20 protein-coding genes are annotated in these 20,330 nt (G+C 75.0%); 10 read left to right on the forward strand and 10 right to left on the reverse strand.

What is annotated here, in order from left to right; all coding sequences use genetic code 11:
* The first annotated feature begins 83 nt into the window (after window positions 1–83).
* The 8 genes from ACI8AA_RS18605 (at window position 84) to ACI8AA_RS18640 (ending at window position 8,428) form a co-directional block, all read left to right on the forward strand.
* Window positions 84–1,058, forward strand: a complete 975-nt coding sequence (locus ACI8AA_RS18605; protein ID WP_457045871.1) for a substrate-binding domain-containing protein — start codon at window positions 84–86, stop codon at window positions 1,056–1,058.
* A gap of 61 nt (window positions 1,059–1,119) precedes the next feature.
* Window positions 1,120–2,184, forward strand: a complete 1,065-nt coding sequence (locus ACI8AA_RS18610) for an ABC transporter permease (RefSeq protein ID WP_457045872.1) — start codon at window positions 1,120–1,122, stop codon at window positions 2,182–2,184.
* A 5-nt stretch (window positions 2,185–2,189) separates the two neighbouring features.
* Window positions 2,190–3,005 carry an ATP-binding cassette domain-containing protein gene (locus ACI8AA_RS18615; protein ID WP_457045873.1) on the forward strand — a complete coding sequence of 272 codons (816 nt, stop codon included), beginning with the start codon at window positions 2,190–2,192 and terminating at the stop codon, window positions 3,003–3,005.
* Window positions 3,006–3,165: 160 nt separating this feature from the next.
* A complete protein-coding gene (locus tag ACI8AA_RS18620) occupies window positions 3,166–5,439 on the forward strand; it encodes a cytochrome P450/oxidoreductase (RefSeq protein WP_457045874.1) in 2,274 nt (757 codons plus the stop codon).
* Window positions 5,436–6,455 (forward strand): Gfo/Idh/MocA family oxidoreductase, encoded by a 1,020-nt coding sequence (locus ACI8AA_RS18625; protein ID WP_457045875.1) that lies wholly within the window; start codon window positions 5,436–5,438, stop codon window positions 6,453–6,455. The genes ACI8AA_RS18620 and ACI8AA_RS18625 overlap by 4 nt, the downstream gene beginning before the upstream one ends.
* Window positions 6,452–7,228 (forward strand): TIM barrel protein, encoded by a 777-nt coding sequence (locus ACI8AA_RS18630; protein ID WP_457045876.1) that lies wholly within the window; start codon window positions 6,452–6,454, stop codon window positions 7,226–7,228. Before ACI8AA_RS18625 ends, ACI8AA_RS18630 begins: the two co-directional genes overlap by 4 nt.
* A gap of 139 nt (window positions 7,229–7,367) precedes the next feature.
* On the forward strand, window positions 7,368–8,096 hold the full coding sequence (locus ACI8AA_RS18635; RefSeq protein ID WP_457045877.1) for a GntR family transcriptional regulator: 729 nt from the start codon (window positions 7,368–7,370) through the stop codon (window positions 8,094–8,096).
* Between the two features lie 128 nt (window positions 8,097–8,224).
* Window positions 8,225–8,428 (forward strand): hypothetical protein, encoded by a 204-nt coding sequence (locus ACI8AA_RS18640; RefSeq protein WP_457045878.1) that lies wholly within the window; start codon window positions 8,225–8,227, stop codon window positions 8,426–8,428.
* A 9-nt stretch (window positions 8,429–8,437) separates the two neighbouring features.
* On the opposite strand, the gene ACI8AA_RS18645 is transcribed toward ACI8AA_RS18640, so the two are convergent.
* A complete protein-coding gene (locus ACI8AA_RS18645) occupies window positions 8,438–9,031 on the reverse strand; it encodes a hypothetical protein (RefSeq protein ID WP_457045879.1) in 594 nt (197 codons plus the stop codon).
* 76 nt (window positions 9,032–9,107) lie between these two features.
* Entirely contained in the window at window positions 9,108–9,368 is a 261-nt protein-coding gene (locus ACI8AA_RS18650) for a hypothetical protein (RefSeq protein WP_457045880.1), read from the reverse strand.
* A 96-nt stretch (window positions 9,369–9,464) separates the two neighbouring features.
* Here ACI8AA_RS18650 and ACI8AA_RS18655 point away from each other — a divergent pair, with 96 nt between their 5' ends.
* Entirely contained in the window at window positions 9,465–10,217 is a 753-nt protein-coding gene (locus tag ACI8AA_RS18655; RefSeq protein WP_457045881.1) for an MBL fold metallo-hydrolase, read from the forward strand.
* 62 nt (window positions 10,218–10,279) lie between these two features.
* Window positions 10,280–11,095: a DUF899 family protein gene (locus tag ACI8AA_RS18660; protein WP_457045882.1), complete on the forward strand. Its 816-nt coding sequence runs from the start codon at window positions 10,280–10,282 to the stop codon at window positions 11,093–11,095.
* Window positions 11,096–11,108: 13 nt separating this feature from the next.
* Here the strand turns inward: ACI8AA_RS18660 and ACI8AA_RS18665 are convergent, their stop codons facing one another.
* Genes ACI8AA_RS18665 through iolC form a run of 8 tightly spaced genes read right to left on the reverse strand, consistent with a single transcriptional unit; the run spans window position 11,109 to window position 20,307 of the window.
* Window positions 11,109–12,602, reverse strand: coding sequence for a CoA-acylating methylmalonate-semialdehyde dehydrogenase (locus ACI8AA_RS18665; RefSeq protein WP_457045883.1), 1,494 nt, complete (start codon window positions 12,600–12,602; stop codon window positions 11,109–11,111).
* A 9-nt stretch (window positions 12,603–12,611) separates the two neighbouring features.
* The gene (locus ACI8AA_RS18670; protein WP_457045884.1) at window positions 12,612–13,487 is read right to left on the reverse strand and encodes a sugar phosphate isomerase/epimerase family protein; all 876 of its coding nucleotides are present in this window, start codon (window positions 13,485–13,487) and stop codon (window positions 12,612–12,614) included.
* The gene (locus ACI8AA_RS18675) at window positions 13,484–14,557 is read right to left on the reverse strand and encodes a Gfo/Idh/MocA family protein (RefSeq protein ID WP_457045885.1); all 1,074 of its coding nucleotides are present in this window, start codon (window positions 14,555–14,557) and stop codon (window positions 13,484–13,486) included. Before ACI8AA_RS18675 ends, ACI8AA_RS18670 begins: the two co-directional genes overlap by 4 nt.
* Window positions 14,554–15,516 (reverse strand): sugar phosphate isomerase/epimerase family protein, encoded by a 963-nt coding sequence (locus ACI8AA_RS18680; RefSeq protein ID WP_457045886.1) that lies wholly within the window; start codon window positions 15,514–15,516, stop codon window positions 14,554–14,556. The genes ACI8AA_RS18675 and ACI8AA_RS18680 overlap by 4 nt, the downstream gene beginning before the upstream one ends.
* Before the next feature lie 16 nt (window positions 15,517–15,532).
* Window positions 15,533–17,464, reverse strand: coding sequence for a 3D-(3,5/4)-trihydroxycyclohexane-1,2-dione acylhydrolase (decyclizing) (gene iolD / locus ACI8AA_RS18685; protein WP_457045887.1), 1,932 nt, complete (start codon window positions 17,462–17,464; stop codon window positions 15,533–15,535).
* Window positions 17,461–18,390, reverse strand: a complete 930-nt coding sequence (iolB, locus tag ACI8AA_RS18690; protein WP_457045888.1) for a 5-deoxy-glucuronate isomerase — start codon at window positions 18,388–18,390, stop codon at window positions 17,461–17,463. Before iolB ends, iolD begins: the two co-directional genes overlap by 4 nt.
* The gene (locus ACI8AA_RS18695; protein ID WP_457045889.1) at window positions 18,387–19,325 is read right to left on the reverse strand and encodes a class I fructose-bisphosphate aldolase; all 939 of its coding nucleotides are present in this window, start codon (window positions 19,323–19,325) and stop codon (window positions 18,387–18,389) included. The genes iolB and ACI8AA_RS18695 overlap by 4 nt, the downstream gene beginning before the upstream one ends.
* Window positions 19,318–20,307, reverse strand: a complete 990-nt coding sequence (gene iolC, locus ACI8AA_RS18700; protein WP_457045890.1) for a 5-dehydro-2-deoxygluconokinase — start codon at window positions 20,305–20,307, stop codon at window positions 19,318–19,320. Before iolC ends, ACI8AA_RS18695 begins: the two co-directional genes overlap by 8 nt.
* Window positions 20,308–20,330: the final 23 nt, after the last annotated feature.

The raw sequence follows: 20,330 nt of genomic DNA on the forward strand, positions 1-20,330 counted from the left end.
GTCGTCGTAGCGATGGGGGAGGTCCGGCGTCTGGACCGGCCGACGGCCGCCAGGAGGGTGGCCATCCCGACGAGGAGACGCCCATGAGGTGGACCCGCAGGTCGCTGCAGCTGGCGGTGGCGGTGAGCGCGACGGTGGTGGTCGCGAGCGCGTGCAGCAGCGAGGGGGGTGCCCAGAACGAGGGCGGCGGTGCCGACCAGGGCGACTACACCATCGCGATGATCACGCACGAGACGCCGGGGGACACCTTCTGGGACAAGATCCGCGCCGGCGCGGAGGCCGCCGCGGACGCGCACGGCCTCACGCTCAACTACTCCAACGACCCGGACTCCAGCGACGAGGCCACGCTCGTCCAGAACGCCGTGGACCAGGGCGTCGACGGCATCGCCGTCACCCTCGCCTTCCCCGACGCCGTCGGGCCGGCGGCACAGTCGGCCATGGACGCCGGCATCCCCCTCGTGGCCTTCAACTCCGGGATCAACGACTACCAGAACTACGGCGTCCCGATGTACTTCGGGTCCAACGAGGACCTCGCCGGCCAGACCGTCGGCACCCGCATCGCCGAGGACGGTGGCGGCAAGGCCCTCTGCGTCATCCAGGAGCAGGGGCAGATCGCCCTCGAGACCCGGTGCGCCGGCGTCGCCAAGACCTTCCCCAACACCGAGAACATCAACGTCCCCGGCGCCGACCTGCCCGCCGTGCAGCAGACGATCGGGGCGAAGCTGCAGCAGGACCCCGCGATCACGCACGTCGTCACGCTGGGCGCCCCGGTCGCCCTGGCGGCGCAGCAGGCCAAGAGCGACACCGGCAGCCCGGCCGAGATCGTCACCTTCGACCTCAACGCCGACGTCGCCGCGGCGATCCAGAACGGGGACATCGCCTTCTCGGTCGACCAGCAGCCCTACGTGCAGGGCTACATGGCCGTCACCGCGCTGTGGCTGAACATCACCAACGGCAACGACATCGGTGGCGGCGGCCCCGTCCTCACCGGTCCGTCGATCGTCGACGAGGAGAACATCGGCCCGATCGTCGAGTACGCGAACAACAACACCCGGTAAGCCCCGCTCGGGGGGAGCCGGGGCCGCCCGGCTCCCCCCGCCTCCCTCCTGGAGTGCAGACATGAGCTCATCCGTGGCGACACCCCCGTCGGCGGCGCCGCCGTCGGCCGCCGTCCAGTCGCGCCCCCAGCGGTCGCTGCTCTCCCGCCTGCTGGCGCGCCCCGAGGTCGGCGCCCTGGCCGCCGCGATCGCGATCTTCGTCTTCTTCTACGCGGTGGCCCCGTCCTTCCGGACGCTGCCCGCCTTCGCCACCGTCCTGTACGCCAGCTCGACCATCGGCATCGTCGCGGTGGGGGTCGCGCTGCTGATGATCGGCGGCGAGTTCGACCTGTCGTCCGGCGTCACGGTGACCACGGCCGCGCTCGCCGCGGCGATGCTCTCCTACCAGTACAGCCTGAACATGTGGGTGGGCGTCGTCTTCAGCCTCGCCGTCGCGCTCATCATCGGGTTCGTCAACGGCTACCTGGTGGTGCGGACGGGGATACCCAGCTTCCTCATCACGCTGAGCACCTTCTTCATCCTCCAGGGCGTCAACCTCGGCGTCACCAAGATCGTCACGGGCACCGTGGCGACGCCCAACGTGAGCGACATCGACGGCTTCGACGCCGCCAAGGCGGTCTTCGCCGCCGACGTCGACCTCGGCTTCATGACGGTGAAGATCACGGTGCTGTGGTGGCTGCTGTTCGTGGCCGTGGGCACCTGGCTGCTGCTGCGGACCCGCACCGGCAACTGGATCACCGCCTCGGGCGGCAACCCGGCCAGCGCCCGCGCGGTCGGCGTCCCGGTGCGCAAGGTCAAGATCGGCCTGTTCATGGGCGTCTCGTTCCTGGCCTGGTTCCTCGGGATGCACCTGCTGTTCAACTTCAGCTCGGTCCAGTCCGGCCTCGGCATCGGCAACGAGTTCATCTACATCATCGCCGCGGTCGTCGGCGGGGCCCTGCTCACCGGCGGCTACGGCTCGGCGGTGGGGTCGGCGCTGGGCGCCTTCATCTTCGGCATGACGACGCAGGGGATCGTCTTCGCCGGCTGGGACCCGAACTGGTTCCGGACCTTCCTCGGCGTGATGCTCCTGCTCGCCGTGATGGTCAACCTCTACGTCAAGAACTACGCCGAGCGCAGGAAGTGACGACGATGACCGACACCATCAGCGAACACGCCGCGCCCGACCTGAAGGCCGGCACGCCGCTGGTCGAGATGCACGACGTCGGCAAGTCCTACGGCGCCATCCGGGCCCTCGAGGGCATCGACCTGACCGTCAACGCCGGAGAGGTGGCCTGCGTCCTCGGGGACAACGGCGCCGGCAAGTCGACGCTCATCAAGATCATCTCGGGGCTGCACCCGCACACCGAGGGCACGCTGCGGGTCGACGGCCAGGAGCGGCACTTCAGCTCGCCGCGGGAGGCGCTCGACGCCGGCATCGCGACCGTCTACCAGGACCTCGCCGTGGTCGGCCTCATGGAGGTCTGGCGCAACTTCTTCCTCGGCTCGGAGATCCGCAAGGGGAAGTACCCGATGGCGCCGCTGGACATCAAGGCCATGCGGGAGATCGCCGACACCGAGCTGCAGAAGATGGGCATCGTCGTCAAGGACATCAACCAGCCGATCGGCACACTGTCGGGCGGGCAGCGCCAGTGCGTGGCCATCGCCCGGGCGGTGTACTTCGGCGCGCGCGTGCTCATCCTCGACGAGCCGACCGCCGCGCTCGGCGTCAAGCAGTCCGGCGTGGTGCTCAAGTACACGGCCGCGGCCCGCGACGCCGGCCTCGGGGTCGTGTTCATCACCCACAACCCGCACCACGCCTTCATGGTCGGGGACCACTTCGTGATCCTGAAGCTGGGCCGGCGGGTGCTGGACAAGAAGCGCTCCGAGGTCACGCTCGAGGAGCTCACCGGCGAGATGGCCGGTGGCCAGGAGCTCGCCGAGCTCTCGCACGAGCTCAAGCGCTGACGGCACCCGGGTCCCCCGCGCGGTCCCGCGCGGGGGGCGGCCCGGCCGTGCCCGCCTCCCCCCACCACCGGGCCCGCCGGGCGCCGGGGCGACGCCGCACGCCCGCGGCGGCCCGGCGGAACCGGCGACGGCACCGCCCGCACCCCGCAGGGAGCCCGCCGTGACGACCACCGCCACCCGCACCGCCACCGCGATCGACTACGACCCGTTCCGGCCGGACTTCTACACGTCCGACCCCTTCGGCCTGTACCGCCGGATGCGCGACGAGGCGCCGGTGTGGCACAGCGAGCGCTGGGGCTGGTACGTGCTCACCCGCTTCGAGGACGTCCGCGCCGCGGCCCTGGACGCGGACACCTTCCGCAGCTTCGAGGGCATGGACATCGACGACAGCCGCCTCGAGCAGGCGCCGCCGGGGTCGATCGGGAGCATGGACAACCCCCGGCACGACCAGGTCCGCTCGGTGGTGCAGCCGTACTTCGTGCCCCGCCGGATCGCCGAGCGGGAGGACGGCATCCGCGCCGTCGTCCGCGGGCTGGTCGGCTCCTGGCGGGACCGCGGCACCGGCGGGCGGGGCACGGTCGACATCGCCCAGGAGCTGGCCTGGCCGATGCCCTTCGACGTGTTCTTCCACCTCATGGGCCTGCCGGGCCGGCACGACCCCGACCCGCTGGAGCAGGCGCGGCGCGAGCAGCTGGAGCACTGGACGCACGAGCTCAAGGACCGGGTGCCCGGCACGCCCCACCTGACCCCGGTGGCGCGGGCGGCCACCGCCGGCGTCCAGCAGTTCTTCATCGACCTGCTCGACGACCGGCGCCGCGCCGCCCGCGACGACCTGGTCACCCGGTTCGTCCAGGCCGACGTCGACGGGGTGCCCTTCGTCCCCGAGCGGGTGACGACGGAGTCCGAGGTCAGCGGCCTGATGATGATCCTGTTCCTCGGCGGCGTGGAGTCCACCGCCGGGCTGACCGGGACGCTGTTCAAGCTCCTGGCCGAGAACCCGGACCAGCGGGCGCTGCTGCAGGCCGACCCCTCGCTGATCCCGGCCGCGGTCGAGGAGGCCATGCGGCTGATCACCCCGCTGCAGCTCACCGCCCGCACCACCTCCCGCGAGGTGACGCTGCACGGCGTGACGATCCCGGCCGGCGGCCGGGTGGTGCTGGTCACGGGCGCGGCCAACCGCGACGAGCGGCAGTTCCCCGACCCCGACACCTTCGACCTCACCCGGCCCCGCGGCCGCCACCTCGGCTTCGGTGAGGGCGTGCACGGCTGCCTGGGCGCCCCGCTGGCCCGGCTCGAGGCGCGTATCGCGCTGGAGGAGGCGCTGCCGGTGCTCGGCGACTACACCCTCGCCGGCCCGCCGGCCTTCTACCCGAGCTCGCCGAACATGTACGTCTGGAAGAACCTGCCGGTCAGCTTCGGCGGGGGCACCCGCCACCGCCCGCACGTGGAGGAGGTCCGGCACCGCACCACCAGCGTCACGCTCGCCACGACCGAGTTCGAGGCGCCGGCGCGGGTCGCGGCCAAGCGCGCGGTGGCCGACGGCGTGGTGGAGCTGGTGCTGCGCGCGGCCGACGGCGCCCCGCTGCCGGCCTGGGAGCCGGGCGCGCACGTCGACCTGGTGCTCGACGGGGCGCCCACCCGGCAGTACTCGCTGTGTGGCGACCCCGCCGACCACTCCGCGTACCGGCTCGGCGTGCTGCGCGACCCCGACGGGCGCGGCAGCTCCCGGTACGTGCACGACACGCTGCGCGAGGGCGACCCGGTGCGGGTGCGCGGCCCGCGCAACAACTTCCCGCTCGCGCCCTCGCCGCGGTACCTGTTCATCGCCGGCGGCATCGGCATCACGCCGGTCCTGCCGATGATCCGGGCGGCCGAGGCGGCCGGCGCCGACTGGCGGCTGGTCTACGGCGGCCGGCGCCGCGCCTCGATGGCGTTCCTCGACGAGCTGGCCGCCCACGGCGACCGGGTGTCGGTCCGCCCGCAGGACGAGACGGGCCTGCTCGACCTGCCGGCGCTGCTGGGCACCCCGCAGCCGGACACCCTCGTCTACTGCTGCGGCCCCGAGCCGCTGCTGGCCGCGGTCGAGCGTGCGGTCGCCGGCTGGCCCCCGCGGTCGCTGCGCGTGGAGCGCTTCGCCCCGCGGCCGCAGGCGGGGCCGGTGCGCAACGAGCCGTTCGAGGTGGTGCTGCAGCGCAGCGAGCTGACCCTGCCGGTGCCGGTGGACCGCTCGATCCTGTCGGTGGTGGAGGCGGCCGGGGTCGGGGTGCTGTCCTCCTGCGCGGAGGGCACCTGCGGCACCTGCGAGACGGCGGTGCTGGCGGGCACCCCCGACCACCGCGACTCGGTGCTCAGCGAGGACGAGCGGCAGGCCGGTGACTGCATGATGATCTGCGTCTCCCGCGCCGCGGGCCCGCGTCTGGTGCTGGACCTGTGACCGCCGGCCCGCTGGGCGTCGCCCTCCTGGGATCGGGGCGGATGGGCGCCTTCCACGCGCAGACCCTGGCCCGCCGCCTGCCGTCCGCGCGGCTGGTGGCGGTGGCCGACCCGGCGCAGGGCGCGGCCGAGTACCTGACCGGGGTGCTCGGCGCGGGGCGGGCGTACACCGACGCGGCGCAGGTGTGGGACGACCCGGACGTCGACGCCGTCGTCGTCGCCGCGCCGGCCCGCGCGCACGCGGACCTGGTGGTGGCCGCCGCGGCCGCCGGCCGGCACGTGTTCTGCGAGAAGCCGATGGCGGTCACGCTGGCCGACGCCGACCGCGCCATCGACGCCGCCCGCGCCGCCGGCGTGGTGCTGCAGGTGGGCTTCAACCGCCGCTTCGCCGCGGACTGGGCCGCCGCCCGGGCGCTGCTGGACGACGGCACGCTCGGCACGCCGCGGCTGCTGCGCTCGCTCACCCGCGACCCGGGCGGCTTCGTCCCGGCCCGGGTGCGGCCGGACACCGTCTTCCTGGAGACGCTCATCCACGACTTCGACACGCTGCGGTTCCTGCACCCGGGCGCGGAGGCGGTGGAGGTGCACGGCGTCGCCGACGCGCTGGTCGAGCCCGCCTGGCGCCACCGGGGGCTGCTGGACACCGCGGTCGTCGTCGTCCGCTTCGACGACGGCGCCATCGGCGTCGCCGAGGCCTGCTTCGAGGCGGCCTACGGCTACGACGTCCGCGGCGAGGTGCTCGGCTCCGGCGGGATGGCCACCATGGGCGACGGCCGCCGCACCGGCATGGTGTTCTCCGGCGCCGGCGGCCGGGTCGCCGAGACCGTCCGCAGCGACCAGGAGCTGTTCGGCGACGCCTACACCGCCGAGCTCGCGGCGTTCGTCGACGCCGTCCGCGGCCGCACGCCGCCCCCGGTCACCGGCGAGGACGCCCGCGCGGCGCTGGCGATCGCGCTGGCCGCGGCGGAGTCGGTCCGCGCGGGCCGGCCGGTGCGGACCGACGAGGTGGAGAAGTGAGCCGGTACCGGCTGGCGGCGTCGGCGGAGATGCTCTTCCTCGACCTGCCCTTCCCCGAGCGGGTGCGGCGGATCGCCGCCGCCGGCCTCGAGGTCGAGATCTGGGACTGGACGGCGAAGGACCTCGACGCGCTCGCCGCCACCGGCGCCACGTTCTCCTCGATGACCGGGTACGTCACCGGCACCCTCGCCGACGACGACGGCGCGGCCGAGCTGCTGCGCACCGCCGGGCGGTCGCTGGCCGCCGCCGAGCGGCTGGACTGCCCGCGGCTGAACGTGCACGGCACCGGGCTGGACGCCCGCGGGCTGCCCGTCGTCCCCGCCGCCGTCGTCACCCCGGCGATGTGGCTGACCGCCGCCCGCACCCTCACCCGGCTGGCCGGGCTCGGGGAGCGGGCCGGGCGGGTGTTCACGCTGGAGAACCTCAACACCGCCGTGGACCATCCCGGCACCCCGTTCGCCCGGGCCGCGGACACCATCGCGCTGGTCGAGGCGGTGGGCAGCCCGCACCTGCGGCTCAACCTCGACCTCTACCACGCGCAGATCGGCGAGGGGAACCTCGTGGCGCTGGTGGAGCGGGCGCTGCCGCTGGTCGGCGAGGTGCAGGTGGCCGACGTCCCGGGCCGGTGCGAGCCGGGCACGGGGGAGATCCGGCACGAGGCGGTCGCCGCCGCGCTGGACCGGCTGGGCTACGACGGGGTGGTCGCACTGGAGGGCTGGGCCTCCGGCGACCCGGACGACGCGCTGGAGGCGTTCTGCGCCGCCTACGGCTGACGGGTTTTGTCCGGACGTCCTGATGTCCGGCTCCCCCGATGAGGGGACGACAGGACGTGCGGGACCGGGTGCGATCATCGAGGACGCGGGAGGCGGGTCCTCGGACCGACCCGCAGAACTCGCTTCCCGGGAGGCAGAGGTGCTCACCTTCGACATCGACCGCTCGAGTCCCACGCCCCTGTACTTCCAGCTGGCGCAGGCCATCGAGGGGGCGATCACCGGCGGCTCGCTGCCACCGGGCTCGCGGCTGGAGAACGAGCTGCTGCTGGCCCAGCGCTACGGGCTGTCCCGGCCGACGGTCCGCCGCGCAGTGCAGGAGCTGGTCGACAAGGGGCTGCTGGTCCGCAAGCGCGGCGTGGGCACCCAGGTGATCCAGCCGCACGTCCGCCGGTCGGTGGAGCTCACCAGCCTCTACGACGACCTGTCCCGCGCCGGCGAGGCGCCGACGACCGAGGTGCTGTCCCTGGAGCGGCTGCCGGCGCCGGCCGACGTCGCCGGGGAGCTCGACCTCGCGCCGGGGGAGGAGATCGTGGTGGTCCGCCGGCTGCGCCGCTCGCACGGCGAGCCGCTGGCGCTGATGACCAACCACCTGCCCGGCCGGTTCGACCCGTCGGTGGAGGACCTCACCGAGCGGGGGCTCTACCAGTACCTGCGCGCGCAGGGGGTGCACCTGCGGGTGGCCCACCAGCGGATCGGCGCGCGCCTGGCCCGGGCCGACGAGGCCCGGCTGCTGGAGGAGCCGCCGCGGGCGGCGCTGCTGACCATGGAGCGGACGGCGTTCGACGACGAGGGTGGCGCGGTGGAGCTCGGCCGGCACGTCTACCGGGCGTCCCGCTACGACTTCGAGACGACGCTCGTCGGCCGCTGAGCCCGGCTGGTGTGCCCGGTCACGGTGCGCACACTCACAGGCCGGATCCCGCTCCGCCGCGCCGCGCGGGGAGGACGATGGAGTCGGTACAGAGAGAAGACGACGCAGACGCAGCACGGAGAACCGCCATGACCTCCCTCCTCACCCCCACCCGCCACGGCTCGGTGTGGCAGCGGTCCCGCCGCGCCCTCGAGCGCGAGCTGGCCGACTACGCCACCACCGCCGACCGCGACGAGCTCGCCGCCCTGCTCGAGGGCCGCGGCTCCGGCGAGAGCCTCGCCGCCGAGATCCTGGGCCGCCAGGCGCACCGGGCCCTGTTCGCCTCCGCCTGACCGGCGGGTCTAGGGGAGCCGCTCGAGCTCCCCGCCGTCCCACTGCCAGCGGACGGTCATCCGCCCCGACGGCCCGCCGGCGTGGGTGTCGCCCGGCTCGTACACCCGCATGACCGCGACGACCCGGCCGTCCTCGACCGAGAGGCCGTCCGGGTCGTAGACGGGCGGCAGGACGTCGGCCCGCGGCAGCGTGCGCGGGCTCGGCAGCACGGCGAGCGGGCGGCCGTCGGCGTCGAGGACGTGCACCTCCTCGACGATCCCGTTCGACGGCTGCGGGGAGCACCGCAGCAGGACGACGGTGTCCGGCCGGCCGTCGCCGTCGACGTCCCCGCCCACCGCGGCCGCGAGGGAGACGTCGAACCAGTCGTAGGGACCCGCCTCGGCGGCCACCCGCGCCGCGCCGTCGCGCAGGGGCGCCGCGAACCCGTCCGGGACGACCCCGTCGCAGGTCACCGTGTAGGTGGTGTCCCGCCAGTCGGGGGCGCGCGTCGCCGGGGCCGCCGCCGGGGCGGGAGAGGCCCCCGGGTCGCCGGCGCAGCCGGCCAGCAGCAGGCAGGCCCCCACGCCGGCCGCGCGCAGCCGGCGGATCGCCGCGTCGGACATCGGGCCTCACCTCGGCCGGGGCGGAGGAACCGGGGGAGCACCCCTCCTGCGGTCGAGCGTCCCACCGTCGGGGCCCTCAGGCGAACGGGTTGTCCCCGGCCTCGACCTCCGCCGCGAGCTCCCGCAGCGCCGCCCGGTCCGGCGTGCCGCCGGCCTCGCGCACCGCGGCCTCCAGCGCGGCGGCCACCTCGTCCGCCGGCCGGCCCGACATCCGGTCGGCCACCGCGGCCAGCGCGGGCGCCACCCGCTCGCTGAGCAGCTGCCCCCGCCGCGGGTCCGGAGGGCGCAGCAGCCGCAGCAGCTCCTCCTGCAGCCCGCTCCGGGGTCGACGTCCCACCGGCCCGCTCCCTCCGACGGCCCGGCCAGTCGACACCCCGCCGGGCGGCCGGGCAACCCCCGCGGCGCTACCGTCCGGGGGAGGGAGGGAGCGCCGGTGCACGAGGTCACCGAGGACGTCTTCTGCGTGCCGGGCACCGCGGTGAACCGGGTGCTGGTCCGCGACGGCCACGACCTGACCCTGGTCGACGCCGGGTACCCGGGCGACGCCGCGGGCCTCGCCGACGCCGTCCGCGCCCTGGGCTCGCGCCCGGAGGACGTGCGCGCCGTCCTGGTCACGCACGCGCACGTCGACCACGTCGGCGGGCTGTCCGCCCTCGCGCCGGGCACCCCCGTCCTCGTGCACCCCGACGAGCTGCCGAACGCCCGCGGGGAGCGCCGCGAGCAGGCCACGCCGCTCGACGTCGCCGTCCGGGCCTGGCGGCCGCGGGTCGCCCGGTGGGCGCTGTCGATCGTGCGGGCCGGGGCGACCGCGCACCCCGTCGTCGCCGCGGCGCAGCCGCTGCCCGGCGACCGCCCGGACGGCGGCCCGCTGGACCTGCCCGGCGGGCCGGTCCCCGTGCCCACGCCCGGCCACACCTCCGGGCACACCGCCTACCTGTTCCCCCGGCACGGGGTGGTGGCGACCGGCGACGCGCTGGTCACCGGCCACCCGACGTCACGGGTGCGTGGGCCGCAGCTGCTGCCCGGCTTCTTCGCCGCCTCCCCGGACCGCGCCCGGGACGCCCTCGGCGCCCTCGCCGCGCTGCCGGCCGACCTGCTCGTCCCCGGCCACGGCGACCCCTGGCGCGGCGACCTCGCCGCCGCGGTGGCCCTCGCCCGCGGGGAGCGGGGACCCCGGCCGCGATGAGTTCCGGCCGGGGCGCGGGTCCTCCCTGGGAACCGTCGGTGACGAGATCCCCGGAGGACGCCATGACGACCACCCCGGACCGCCCGGCCCCCGCGCCGACCGGCCGCCCGCCCGTCGTCGACCGGGCCACCTGGCAGGCCGCCCGGGACGAGCTGCTGGTCCGCGAGAAGGCGCACACCCGCGAGGGCGACGCCATCGCCGCGGCCCGCCGCCGGCTGCCGATGGTGGAGGTCGACGGGGCGGCCGAGGTCGTCGGGGCGGGCGGCGCGGTCCCGTTCCGGGACCTGTTCCAGGGCCGCGACGAGCTCCTCGTCTACCACTCCATGTGGTACGACGGCGCGCCGCACCAGGGGCAGTGCGAGGGCTGCACCTTCAACCTCTGGCACCTGCGCGACACCGTCTACCTCTCCGCCCGCGGCGTCTCCTCCGCCGTCCTCACCTCCGGCGCCTGGGACGAGGTGGCGCCCTTCGTCGAGTTCATGGGCTACACCCAGCCCTGGTGGTCGGTGCGGGGCGTCGAGGAGCGGATCGCCACGGAGGAGGGGCACCTGACCTGCTACCTGCGCGACGGCGACCGCGTGTTCCTCACCTACTCCACGACCGGGCGGGGCAACGAGCCGGCCGACGGGACCCTCGGCCTGCTCGACATGACGCCCTACGGCCGCCGCGAGGCGTGGGAGGACGTCCCCGAGGGCTGGCCGCCGGCCCCGCAGGTCGGCTCCCCGGTCGGCGGGCACGGCGCGCCGATCTGCTGGTACTGGCGCTCGGACGCCGACGGGAACGCCGCCTGGGGGCCGACCAGCCGCCCCGTGCCGCAGTGGACCCGCCCCGGCGCCGCCCCCGTGGACACCCTCGGCCGGCGGGCCTCCCACCACTGACGGGGGGTCCCCCTCAGGCGTTCTGGGGGAAGCCCAGGTTCAGGCCGCCGTGGCTCGGGTCCAGCCAGCGGGAGGTGATCACCTTGCCGCGGGTGAAGAAGTGCACGCCCTCGGCGCCGTGGGCGTGGGAGTCGCCGAACAGGCTGTTCTTCCAGCCGCCGAAGGAGTAGTAGGCCATCGGGACCGGGATCGGCACGTTGATGCCGATCATCCCGACCTCCACCTCGTGCTGGAACCGCCGCGCGGCGCCGCCGTCGTTGGTGAAGATCGCCGTGCCGTTGCCGTACTCGTTGCGGTTGATCAGCTCCACGGCGTGCTCGTAGCTGTCCACCCGCAGCACCGACAGCACCGGGCCGAAGATCTCGTCGGTGTAGACGCTCATGTGCGGCTCGACGTGGTCGACCAGCGTCGGGCCGAGCCAGAAGCCGTCCTCCCCGCCGTCGGGCTGCACCTTCCGGCCGTCGACGACGACCTTCGCGCCCTCCTCCTCCCCGGCCGCCACGTAGGACTCGACGCGGTCGCGGTGCCTCCTGCTGATCAGCGGGCCCATGTCGCAGCCCTTGCGGCCGTCCCCGGTGCGCAGCGTCCGGGTGCGCTCGGCGATCCGGGCGACCAGGTCGTCGCCGATCCCGCCGACGGCGAGGACCGCGCTGATCGCCATGCACCGCTCCCCGGCCGACCCGAAGCCGGAGTTCACGGCCTGGTCGGCGGCGAGGTCCAGGTCGGCGTCGGGCAGCACGACCATGTGGTTCTTCGCGCCGCCGAGGGCCTGCACGCGCTTGCCGTTGCGGGTGCCGGTCTCGTACACGTAGCGGGCGATCGGCGTCGAGCCGACGAAGGACACCGCCTTGATCCCCGGGTGCTCGAGCAGCCCGTCGACGGCGACCTTGTCGCCCTGCAGCACGTTGAACACGCCGTCGGGCAGCCCGGCCTCCTTCCACAGCTCGGCCATCCAGATGGCCGCGGAGGGGTCCTGCTCGCTGGGCTTGAGGACGACGGTGTTGCCGGTGGCGATCGCGATGGGGAAGAACCACATCGGGACCATCGCCGGGAAGTTGAACGGGCTGATGACCGCCACCGGCCCCAGCGGCTGGCGGACGGAGTGCACGTCGACGTTGGTGGAGGCGTTCTCGGTGAACCCGCCGCGGACCAGCGAGGGCACGCCGCAGGCGTACTCGACGACCTCCTGGCCGCGGGAGACCTCGCCGAGGGCGTCGTCGAGCACCTTGCCGTGCTCGGCGGTGATGATCGCGGCCAGCTCCGGCTTGCGGGCGTTGAGCAGCTCCCGGAAGCGGAAGAGGACCGCGGTGCGCTTGGCCAGGGAGGTGTCCCGCCAGCGCGGGAAGGCGGCCGCGGCGGCGGCGACGGCCGCCTCGACCTCCTCGGCGGAGGCGAGGGCGACGGCGCCGGTCACCTCGCCGGTCGCGGAGTCGGTCACCTCGCCGGTGCGGCCGCTGGTGCCGTCGCGGCGGGCGCCGTCGATCCAGTGCGGGATGGACGTGGGCATGGCTGCCTCTCAGGGAAGGGTGCCGTCGGGGAAGTGCTTGGTGACCAGCTCGCGGATGGCGGCGAGCATCCGCGTGCCGGACTCGCGGGCCTGGTCGTCCCACCCGAAGACGCAGGTGGTGAGGACGCCGTCGAAGCCGATCCCGGCCAGGGCGGCGAAGGCCTCGTCGAAGTCGACGTCACCGCGGCCGATCTCGGCGTGCTGGTGGACGCGGGTGGTGTTGCCCGGCGGGTTGGTGATGTAGCGCAGCCCGTCGGAGGCGCGGTGGTCCAGCGAGTCGGCGACGTGCACGTGGGTGAGCAGGTCGCCGGCGTGCGCGATGATCCCGGGGGCGTCGTCGCCCTGGTGGAAAGTGTGCGGCGTGCAGTAGAGGAAGGACACGCCGGGGGCGTCGATGCCGCGCACCATGTCGACCGCCGGGTGGCCGAGCTCGATGAAGTCGTCGGGGTGCGGCTCGAGGGCCAGCTGCACGCCCTCGCGCTCGAGGACCGGCAGCAGCTCCTCCATGGACCGCCAGAACATCGCCTCGGCCAGCTCCGGCGCCTCGGGGCGGCCGTTGAACTCGGAGTTCACGGTGTCCACGCCGAGCTCGACGGTGATCTCGATCGCCCGCCTCCAGTACCGGACGGCGGCCTGCCGCTCGGCCTCGCCCGGCCCGGACCAGCGCATGACCGGCAGCACCGAGGTCACGCCGACGCCGGCGTCGGCCAGCCGCGACCGGAACGCGCGCACGGTGGCGAGGTCCACGCGCGGGTGCTTGAAGAACGGGACGAAGTCCTCGCGCGGGGACAGCTCGATCCACTCGTAGCCCATCGCGGCCACGACGTCGGGCAGCTCCAGCAGCGGGGTGGTCCGCAGCATCTGCGGGTCCAGGGCGATCCTCATCGCGCCTCCAGCCGGACCTCGGTGCGCCGCCCCGTGCGCAGCGCCTCCACACCAGCGGCGCACACCGCCTGGGCGGCGTAGCCGTCCCACGCGCCGGGGCCGTCGACCTCGCCGCGGCGGGCGGCGTCCACCCACCGCTGCAGCTCGATGTCGTAGGCCCGGCCGAACCGCTGCCGGAAGTCCGGCGCGATGCCGGTGGACCGCAGCCCCCCGGACGGCCCGCCGGACTGCCGGACCAGGCCGGGGTCCAGGCCGATCATCGCGCTGCCGTCCTCGCCGACCACCTCGGTGCGCACCTCGTAGCCGACGCCGGTGCTGACGAAGACCTCGACGTCGACCACCCGGCCGCCGGTGGTCTCCAGCAGCACCAGCAGCGGGTCGGACTGGCCGGTCACCGCGTGCCGGGTGGCCCGCGGCCGCAGCACGGTGACCGCGGCGATCTCCTCGGCGAGCAGGAAGCGGGCGACGTCGACCTCGTGCACCACCGAGTCGTTGACCATCATCTCGCTGGTGAAGTGCGGCGGGACGGCCGCGTTGCGGTGCGCGCAGTGCACGACCAGCGGCTCGCCGAGCGCCCCCGAGCGGACCAGCGCCTCGAGCTCGGCGTACTCGGGGTCGAAGCGGCGCATGAACCCGACCTGCACCAGCCGGCGGCCGGTGCGGGCGGTGTGGGCGTCCTCGGCCCGGACGAGGGCCAGCGAGGTCGCGGCGTCCATGGTGAGCGGCTTCTCGCACAGCACCGGCTTGCCGTGCTCGATGCAGGCGAGCACCTGCTCCTCGTGGAACTGACCCGGCGTGGCGACCAGCACGGCGTCGACGTCGTCGTCGGCGATCGCGGCCAGCGGGTCGCCGACCACCCGGCAGCCGGGCACGGTGCCGGCCACCTGCTCGGCCTTCTCGGCGAACGCGTCGCTGACCGCGGCGACCTGCGCGCCGGAGGTGCGGCTGTGCAGCCGGGCGACGTGGTCGGCGCCCATCATCCCGACGCCGAGGACGGCGACCCGCAGGTCGCGCGCGGGGACGTCGGCGAGCGCCGGGAGCGCCCCGGCGCGGGTCTCGGCGGTGGTCACGCCCGGGCCTCCGATCGGGGAGCGGCGGCCTCCGGGGTGCCGAGCTGCAGCGAGGGGAAGCCGCAGGAGGCGATGTAGCGGTGGGTGCGCTGCGCGATCGGCAGGGGCACGTCGGGCGGGCAGGGGTAGAGGTCGTGCTCGACGATCGCGAACACGTCGAGGCCGAGCTCCTCGATCGCCTCGAACAGCGGCGGGTAGGCGGGCTCCCCGTCGGGGGGTTCCACGAACGCGTTCATCCTGACCGCGTCCGGCCAGGTGACGTCCTCCTCCAGCACCTCGTCGACGACCCGCGGGTCGACCTGCTTGAGGTGCAGGTAGCCGATCCGCTCCGGGTACTCCCGGATCAGCGCGAGGTTGTCGCCGCGGTAGTAGCTGACGTGCCCGGTGTCCAGGCACAGCGGCACGTACCGCTCGTCGGTGTCGGCGAGGAACCGCTCGATGTCCTCCTGCCACCCGACGTGGGTCTCCGCGTGCGGGTGGAAGGCGATCGACAGCCCGTACTCCTCCTGCACCGCGCGGCCCAGCCGGGTCACGCCGGTCGTCTTCGCCGTCCACTGCTCGGCGGTGAGGTGGCGGGACTCGACGTCGGCGCCGGTCTTCTGGTCGCGGAAGGTGTCCGGGATGACGACGACGTGCGTGCCGCCCATCGCCTTCGTCAGCGCGGCGACGTCGCTGACCTGCGACCACACGGCGTCCCACGAGCCGGGCCGGTGCAGGTGCTCGAAGACGGTGCCGGCGGTGACCTTCAGCCCCCGCGAGCCGAGCTCGTCGGCGAGCCGGGCGGGGTCGGTGGGCAGGTAGCCGTACGGGCCGAGCTCGATCCACTCGTAACCGCAGGCGCTGACCTCGTCGAGGAACTGCTGCCAGGGCACCTGGTCGGGGTCGTCGGGGAACCAGACGCCCCAGGAGTCGGGGGCCGACCCGACCCGGATCCGCGCGCGGCCGTGCTGCTGTGTCATCGGGTCTCCTCGGTCCTCAGGGCTGGGCGGGGGTCAGGTGGGGGTGCTGGCGCGCCTTCCACCCGTCGTAGACGGCGCGGGCGGCCCTCGTGCTCTCGAGCGTGGAGACCTCGCTGACCGGGACGTCCCACCACGACTCGCTGGAGGGCGCGTCGACCAGCGGGTCGGTCTCGACGTGCACGACGGTGGTGCGGTCGCTCGCCTTGGCCTTCCGGAGCGCGGCCTCCAGGCTCGGGCCGTCCTGGGCGGAGAGGACGTCGACGCCGAGGCTGGCGGCGTTGGCCGCCAGGTCGACCGGCAGCACCCCGCCGTCGAGCCGGCCGGACTCCGACCGGTAGCGGTACCGGGTGCCGAACCGCTGGGACCCCAGCTGCTCCGACAGCGCGCCGATCGAGGCGAAGCCGTGGTTCTGCACCAGGACGACGACGATCTTGACGCCCTCCTGGACGGCGGTGACCAGCTCGGTCGGCATCATCAGGTAGGACCCGTCGCCGACCATGACGAAGACGTCGCGGTCGGGGGCGGCCATCCGGATGCCGATGCCGCCGGGGATCTCGTAGCCCATGCACGAGTAGCCGTACTCGACGTGGTAGCCCTTGGGGTCGCGGACCCGCCACATCTTGTGCAGGTCCCCGGGCATGGAGCCGGCGGCGCAGACGACGACGTCCCGCGGCGCGGACACCTCGTTGACGACGCCGATGACCTCGTTCTGGGTGAGCCGGCCGCCCGCGCCCGCGCTGGGGACCGCCGGGTGGTAGGCCGCCTCGACCGTCGCCTCCCACACCGCGGCGAGCTCGGCGGTGCGGGCCCGGTACGCGTCGTCGACCGACCAGCCGGCCAGCGCCGCGCCCAGCGCGGTGATCGCCTCGCGGGCGTCGGCCTGCACCGTCACGCCGGCGTGCTTGGCGGCGTCCATCGCGGCGACGTTGACGTTGACGAAGCGCACGCCGGGGTCGGCGAACGCGGTGCGCGAGGCGGTGGTGAAGTCCTGGTACCGGGTGCCGATGCCGATGACGACGTCGGCCTCGCGGGCCAGCGCGTTGGCCGCGGTGGTGCCGGTGGAGCCGATGGCGCCCACCGACTGCGGGTGGTCGAAGGGCAGCGCGCCCTTGCCCGCCTGGGTCTGCGCGACCGGGATGCCGGTGGTGGTGGCGAACGCGTCCAGCGCCGCGGTGGCGTGCGAGTAGATCACCCCGCCGCCGGCGACGACCAGCGGCCGCCGGGCGGAGCGGACCACCTCGGCCGCGCGCTCCAGCGCGGCGCGCTCGGGCACCGGCCGGCCCACGTGCCAGGTGCGCGGGGCGAACAGCTCCACCGGCCAGTCGAAGGCCTCGGCCTGCACGTCCTGCGGGAAGCAGAGGGTGACCGCGCCGGTCTCGGCCGGGTCGGTGAGCACCCGCATCGCGCCGAGCAGCGCGCCGGGCAGCTGCTCGGGCCGCCAGATGCGGTCGAAGTACCGCGACACCGGGCGGAACGCGTCGTTGACCGTGACGTCGCCGCTGTCGGGGCGCTCGAGCTCCTGCAGCAGCGGGCCGGCCGCGCGGGTGGCGAACGTGTCCGCCGGCAGCAGCAGCACCGGCAGCCGGTTGATCGTCGCCAGCGCGGCGCCGGTGAGCATGTTGGTCGAGCCCGGGCCCACGCTGGGGGAGACCGCCCAGGTCTGCAGCCGGTCCCTCGCCCGGGCGTAGGCGACCGCGGTGTGCACCATCGCCTGCTCGTTGCGGCCGAGGACGTAGGGCAGGGCACCGGGCGAGTCGACCTCGGCCTGCAGCAGCGCCTGGCCGAGGCCGGCGACGTTGCCGTGGCCGAAGATGCCCAGGCAGCCGGCGAACAGCCGCTGCCGCTGCCCGTCGCGCTCGGTGTACTGCTGGGCGAGGAACCGCACGACCGCCTGGGCGACGGTCAGCCGGGCGGTCCCGGGACGGGCCTGCGGCGGGGTCTGGCTCACGACGGGGACGCTCCCTTCGACTCGGGGCGGGGGGTGGGCAGCGGCAGCCGGGGGTCGACGTCCTCGGCGGCCCACGTGCCGCGGACCCAGGCGTGCGCGGGGTCGTCGACGATCCGCCACGCCCGCTCGGGGCCGGGGCCGGCCATGACGTTGAGGTAGTAGAGGTCGTGGCCGGGGGCGGCGATCGAGGGCCCGTGCCAGCCGTGCGGCACCAGGACGACGTCGCGGTCGCGGACCTCGGCGAGCACGTCGACCGGCCGCTCGGGGGTGCCGTAGACCCGGTGGTAGGCCAGGCCCGGCTGGCCCTGCGGGCCGGAGGCGACCTCGAAGTAGTAGACCTCCTCGAGCTCGCTCTCCTCGGCGGAGGTCTCGTCGTGCTTGTGCGGCGGCCAGCTCGACCAGTTGCCGCCCGGGGTGAGCACCTCGCAGGCGATCACCGAGTCGGCCTCGAAGACCCCGGCGGTGGCGAAGTTGTGCACCTGCCGGCTGGCCCGTCCGGCGCCGCGCAGCTCGACCGGCACGCCGGCGGCCGGCCCGTACCGGACGGGCAGCCGGCGGCGGGCGCGGGCGGTGCACAGCGCGAACCGCCCGCCGTTGCGGCTGGACAGCTCGGCGGTGGCCCCGAGCGGCAGGTAGGCGAAGTCGGTCGGCCCGGCGAAGACGCAGCTGCGGCCGGTGAGGGCGAGCACCTCGCCGTCGCAGGCGACGGTCAGCCCGCCCTCCAGCGGCACGACGACGACCTCGTCGGGGCCGGTGTCCAGCACGTGCCGGCCGCCGGCGGGCAGCTCGAGCACGCGCAGGCCGGCGTGGCCCCAGCCGGCCGACCCGGGGGTGACCTCGAGCGCGTAGGGGCCGGCGGCGGCCGTCCCGGCGGGCAGGTGCAGGGCGCGGGTGTCGGGGGTGGTTCGCGGGGAGGTGACGGTCACGGCCGGCTCCCCCCGTGGACGAGCGCGGCGGCGGTGTCCACCGCGGCCTCGACGTCGTCGTCGGGTGGGTAGAGCAGCGTGCGGCCCACGACCAGCCCGTGCACCGAGGGCAGCGCGAGCGCGTCGCGCCACTGGGCGTAGGTCTCCTCGGGCCGGCGGGAGGGGTCGCCGCCCAGCAGCAGGGTCGGGAGCGTGGTGGCGTCCATGACCCGCTCCATCTCCGCGACCACCGGCAGCTTGAGCCAGGTGTAGGCGGAGGTGGCGCCCAGTCCCTGGGCGATGTGCACGCTCTTGACCACCGCGTCGGGGGACAGGTCGTTGACCACCCGGCCCTCGACGCGCCCGGACAGGAACGGCTCGAGCACCGCCACCAGCCCGGCGCGGGCCAGCGCGGTGACCGCCCGGCCGGCGGCCTCCATCGACGCGACCGTGCCGGGGTCGTCGAGGTCGAAGCGGTTGAGCATCTTGGCCGCGTCGAACCGTGCGTCGACGACGCCCTGCACGTCGTAGCCGGTCATCCGGTCGTCCATCTCGAACACCGAGCCGGCCAGGCCGCCGCGGTTCATCGACGCGACGACGACCTTGTCCTCGAGCGCGCCGAGCAGCAGCAGGTCCTCGGCGACGTCGGCGGTGGCCAGCAGCCCGTCGACGCCGGGGCGGGCGAGCGCGGCGCGCAGCCGGTCGAGCATCCCGGTGCGGCTGTGCATCGCGGTGGGCCGGCCCTGCGCCGACAGCGCGCCGCGGGCGGGGTGGTCGGCGGCGATGAGCAGCAGCCGGCCGTCGTCGGGCAGGAACGCGGGCCGCCGGCGGCGGGACGCCAGGGCCTGCGCGATCGCCTGCGGGGAGCGGCTGCGCAGCTCGGTGACCTCGGCGTAGGTGGTGCACAGCGGTGCGGCCGTCCCGACGCCGGCGAGGTCGAGGGTGGTGTCAGACACGGGTGTCCTCCAGTCGGGGCGCGCGGTGGGCGGCGACGTGCGCGGCGACCTCGGCCGCCGTCGGCATCGCGGTGGAGCACTCCAGCCGCGAGGCGACGATCGCGCCGGCGGCGTTGGCGTTGCGCAGCAGTTCCTCCAGCGGCAGGCCGGTGAGCAGCCCGTGCACCAGGGAGCCGCCGAAGGCGTCCCCGGCGCCGAGGCCGTTGACGACGTCGACCGGGGTGGGCGGGACGACGACCCGCTCGGTGCGGGTCGCGCCCAGCACGCCCCGCGGGCCCTGCTTGACCACGGCGAGCTCGACCCCGGCGTCCAGGAGGGCGTCGGCGGCGCGGTCGGGGTCGGTCTCGCCGACGGCGACCTCACACTCCTCCCGGTTGCCGACGGCGACCGTGACGGAGGGGAGGGCGGCGCGGACCTGACCGGCGGCCTCCTCCCGGGAGGACCAGAACACCGGCCGGTAGTCGAGGTCGAGGACGGTGTGCCGGCGGCGGCCCCGGGCCTCCCAGGCGGCGTGGTGCGCCGAGCGGCTCGGCTCCTCGGACAGCCCGGTGACCGTGGCCCAGAACAGCGGCGCGCCGCGGACCGCGTCGAGGTCCAGGTCCCCGGGACGCAGCTGCAGGTCCGGCGCGGTGGGGCGGCGGTAGAAGTACAGCGGGAAGTCGTCGGGCGGGAAGACCTCGCAGAAGGTGACCGGCGTCGGGTGGTCGGGGTCGACCACGACGAACCGGTCGTCCACCCCCAGCTCGCGCAGCGCCCGGCGGACGAAGCGGCCGAAGGGGTCGTCCCCGACGCCGGTGACCAGCGCCGGGGTGTGGCCCAGGCGGGCCGCGGCGACGGCGACGTTGGCCGCGCTGCCGCCCAGGTACTTGCCGAAGGTCTCGACGTCCTCGAGGCCCACCCCGGTCTGCAGGGGGTAGACGTCGACGCCGCTGCGCCCCATCACCACGACGTCCGGTGCCGCTGCGTCGGGGGTGTCGTCCACGGTCCGCTCCGTCCTGTGCGTCG

This window comes from Geodermatophilus sp. SYSU D01180, from assembly GCF_054050415.1.